At 69.9% G+C, this 2792-nt stretch carries 3 protein-coding genes and 1 pseudogene; 3 read left to right on the top strand and 1 reads right to left on the bottom strand.

Going from position 1 to position 2792, the window contains the following annotated elements:
• Positions 1 to 354: 354 nt before the first annotated feature.
• Positions 355 to 720, bottom strand: a pseudogene (locus tag ABT116_RS41935) (DUF6215 domain-containing protein); the annotation flags it as partial.
• Positions 721 to 916: 196 nt separating this feature from the next.
• On the opposite strand from ABT116_RS41935, the gene argC reads away from it, so the two are divergent.
• The 3 genes from argC to ABT116_RS41920 are packed head-to-tail and all read left to right on the top strand — an operon-like array spanning position 917 to position 2710.
• Entirely contained in the window at positions 917 to 1945 is a 1029-nt protein-coding gene (gene argC, locus ABT116_RS41930) for an N-acetyl-gamma-glutamyl-phosphate reductase (protein ID WP_351645635.1), read from the top strand.
• Positions 1942 to 2427 (top strand): bifunctional ornithine acetyltransferase/N-acetylglutamate synthase, encoded by a 486-nt coding sequence (locus tag ABT116_RS41925; RefSeq protein WP_351645633.1) that lies wholly within the window; start codon positions 1942 to 1944, stop codon positions 2425 to 2427. The genes argC and ABT116_RS41925 overlap by 4 nt, the downstream gene beginning before the upstream one ends.
• Before the next feature lie 22 nt (positions 2428 to 2449).
• Positions 2450 to 2710: a hypothetical protein gene (locus ABT116_RS41920; protein ID WP_351645631.1), complete on the top strand. Its 261-nt coding sequence runs from the start codon at positions 2450 to 2452 to the stop codon at positions 2708 to 2710.
• Positions 2711 to 2792: the final 82 nt, after the last annotated feature.

The raw sequence follows: 2792 nt of genomic DNA, 5'->3' as shown, positions 1-2792 counted from the left end.
AGGGTCTGCTGCGGGAGGTGGACCGCGCGATCCGGGACGAAGTCGAGGCGACTGCCGGGTGGTGGCAGTCGATGCCGCCTTCCAGCCCGGGACCGTCGGCAGCACCGTCTCCGCGACGCGCAGCAGCACGGCGTCGTCCGGCACCACCCCGTCCGCGCGCCACAGGGTGACGTCCACGGAGCCGCCGCGGTCCTCCGGGTCCTGGGCCACGGTAAGGGCCCGGGCCGGAACGCCGGGACCGCTGTCTGCGTCGCTGCCGTCGAGCCGGAAGCTGATGCTGATGGTGCGGGTGGAGTAGAGAACCCCGGGGCGGCCCAGTACCTTCTGCGGGCGGGCGTAGCTACCGAGCAGTCCTTCCGACCCGCCCACCGGAAGGCCGTCGTAGGTCGCCGAGAGCGTGACGGTGTACGTCTCGAACTCGACCTGCGCCTGCGGAGTGGCGATCTTCCCGATGGAGCTGTCACTGCCGGAGGCCGTCTTCGCGATCTCCGTCGGCGTACCCAGCAGCGCGGCCAGGTCGGCCCGGTTCAGCACCTCGCACAACTGCGCTCCGGAGAGGTGCTTGCCCTTCGGGCCCGGGGTCTCCTCGTCGGAGCACGTGGCCGGCTTCGGCTCGCTCTCCGCGGCCGATGTCTTCGCCAGCCCCCAGAAACCGGCGCCGAGCGCCCCCACCAGCACCACCGCCGCGAGCGCCTGCCCCCATGCGTTCGCGCCCGTCATCGGCGCGTCGTTCTCCTCGGCCATGCCCCCCACCCGCCGTGATCCCCTCACATGTGCCCGGGGACCTTAACCTGTGGTCATGGCCAGGACAAAGCTGGTTTCCGGGACCGCCGCCGCGGCAGCCGCGCCGCCCCTGGATGGGATTGCATAAACGTGCAGCGAAACGTATAGTCATGCCCTCTAAGGAGGAGGATCCATGGCGGTACGTGCGGCAGTGGCCGGAGCGAGTGGGTACGCGGGCGGGGAACTGCTGCGTCTGCTCCTGGCGCACCCCGAGATCGAGATCGGTGCCCTGACCGGCAACTCGAACGCGGGGCAGAGGCTCGGTGCGCTCCAGCCGCACCTGCTGCCCCTGGCCGGCCGAGTGCTCCAGGAGACCACCCCCGAGGTCCTGGCCGGTCACGACGTCGTCTTCCTCGCGCTGCCGCACGGGCAGTCCGCCGCCGTCGCCGAGCAGCTCGGCCCGGACGTGCTCGTCGTCGACATGGGCGCCGACTTCCGCCTGACGGACGCCGCCGCCTGGGAGCGGTTCTACGGCTCGCCGCACGCCGGAACGTGGCCCTACGGCCTTCCCGAACTGCCGGGCGCCCGCGCTGCGCTGGAGGGGTCCAAGCGCATCGCGGTGCCCGGCTGCTACCCGACCGCCGTCTCCCTGGCCCTCTTCCCGGCGTACGCCGCGGGCCTGGCCCAGGCCGAGGCCGTGATCGTCGCCGCGTCCGGCACGTCCGGCGCGGGCAAGGCGCCCAAGCCGCACCTGCTGGGCAGCGAGGTCATGGGCTCGATGTCCCCGTACGGCGTCGGCGGCGGGCACCGGCACACCCCCGAGATCACCCAGAACCTCAGCGCTGCCGCCGGAGAGCCGGTCACGGTCTCCTTCACGCCGACCCTCGCGCCGATGCCCCGCGGCATCCTGGCCACGTGCAGCGCCAAGGCCGCCGACGGCGTCACGGGCGAGTCCCTGCGCGCCGTCTACGAGAAGGCCTTCGCCGACGAACCGTTCGTACACCTGCTGCCCGAGGGCCAGTGGCCCGCCACGGCGTCCGTCCACGGTTCGAACGCCGTTCAGGTGCAGGTCGCGTACGACGCGGCCGCCGGACGGATCATCGTGATCAGCGCCATCGACAACCTCACCAAGGGCACCGCGGGCGGTGCCGTCCAGAGCATGAACATCGCCCTGGGTCTCGACGAGACCACCGGGCTGACGACGATCGGAGTTGCGCCGTGAGTGTGACGGCAGCAAAGGGATTCACGGCGGCGGGCATCGCCGCCGGGATCAAGGAGAACGGCAACCCCGACCTGGCCCTCGTGGTCAACACCGGCCCCCGCCGCGCCGCCGCGGGTGTCTTCACCTCCAACCGTGTCAAGGCCGCGCCGGTGCAGTGGTCCGAGCAGGTCATGAAGAGCGGCCAGGTGTCCGCCGTCGTCCTCAACTCCGGTGGTGCCAACGCCTGGTCGGTGCAGTACAACAACTATCTCGGCAAGTTCGTCGCGATGTACTCCAACGAGTGGGGCGCCCTGGTGCTACGGACGGCGTCGGATCTGACCGGTCCGTGGAGCGCACCGGACGTCGTGATCGGCACCGACGCGGTTCCGGGACTCTACGGCGCGTACATGCACCCCTGGTCGCAGGGGCAGGACCTCTACTTTCTCGCCACCACCTGGTCCGACTACAACGTCATGCTCATGAAGACCACGCTGCATCAGTGAACCGGATGGTTATCGTTGAACGGTGAGCACCACCGACAACGCGTTACTGATCACCGCCCTTCGCGACGTGTTGGTGGGGCCACTTCCCGAAATCGGCCGACGATTCTCGACGCTGATCGCGGACATGGCGCCGCACACCTCTCTGGTGATCTTCACCCGTGAGTGCACCGGTAGGCCGCGCAAGGTCGCCGGGGATCCAGCCGTCGTCGATCGTGTGACCATCGCCGAACTCGACCGCATCCGTACAGATCTCACTGTCGGACAAATCTTTCGGGGCGCCTGAGGAGCCGGCCCGCCGGGTCGTACCGGCCTAGTTTGAACACATCGCCGCTGACCGTCGGCAGATCCCGCGCTGGTCCTCCAGC

The sequence above is a fragment of the Streptomyces sp. NPDC002130 genome, assembly GCF_040296465.1.
Classification (GTDB): Bacteria; Actinomycetota; Actinomycetes; order Streptomycetales; family Streptomycetaceae; genus Streptomyces.
The sequence above is the reverse complement of the archived record's forward strand: the minus strand, read 5'-3'. Positions and strand labels throughout refer to the sequence as shown.

Excerpts from the sequence above, each read along its gene's own strand:
- argC (WP_351645635.1), top strand. The coding sequence starts at position 917 with ATGGCGGTACGTGCGGCAGTGGCCGGAGCGAGTGGGTACGCGGGCGGG.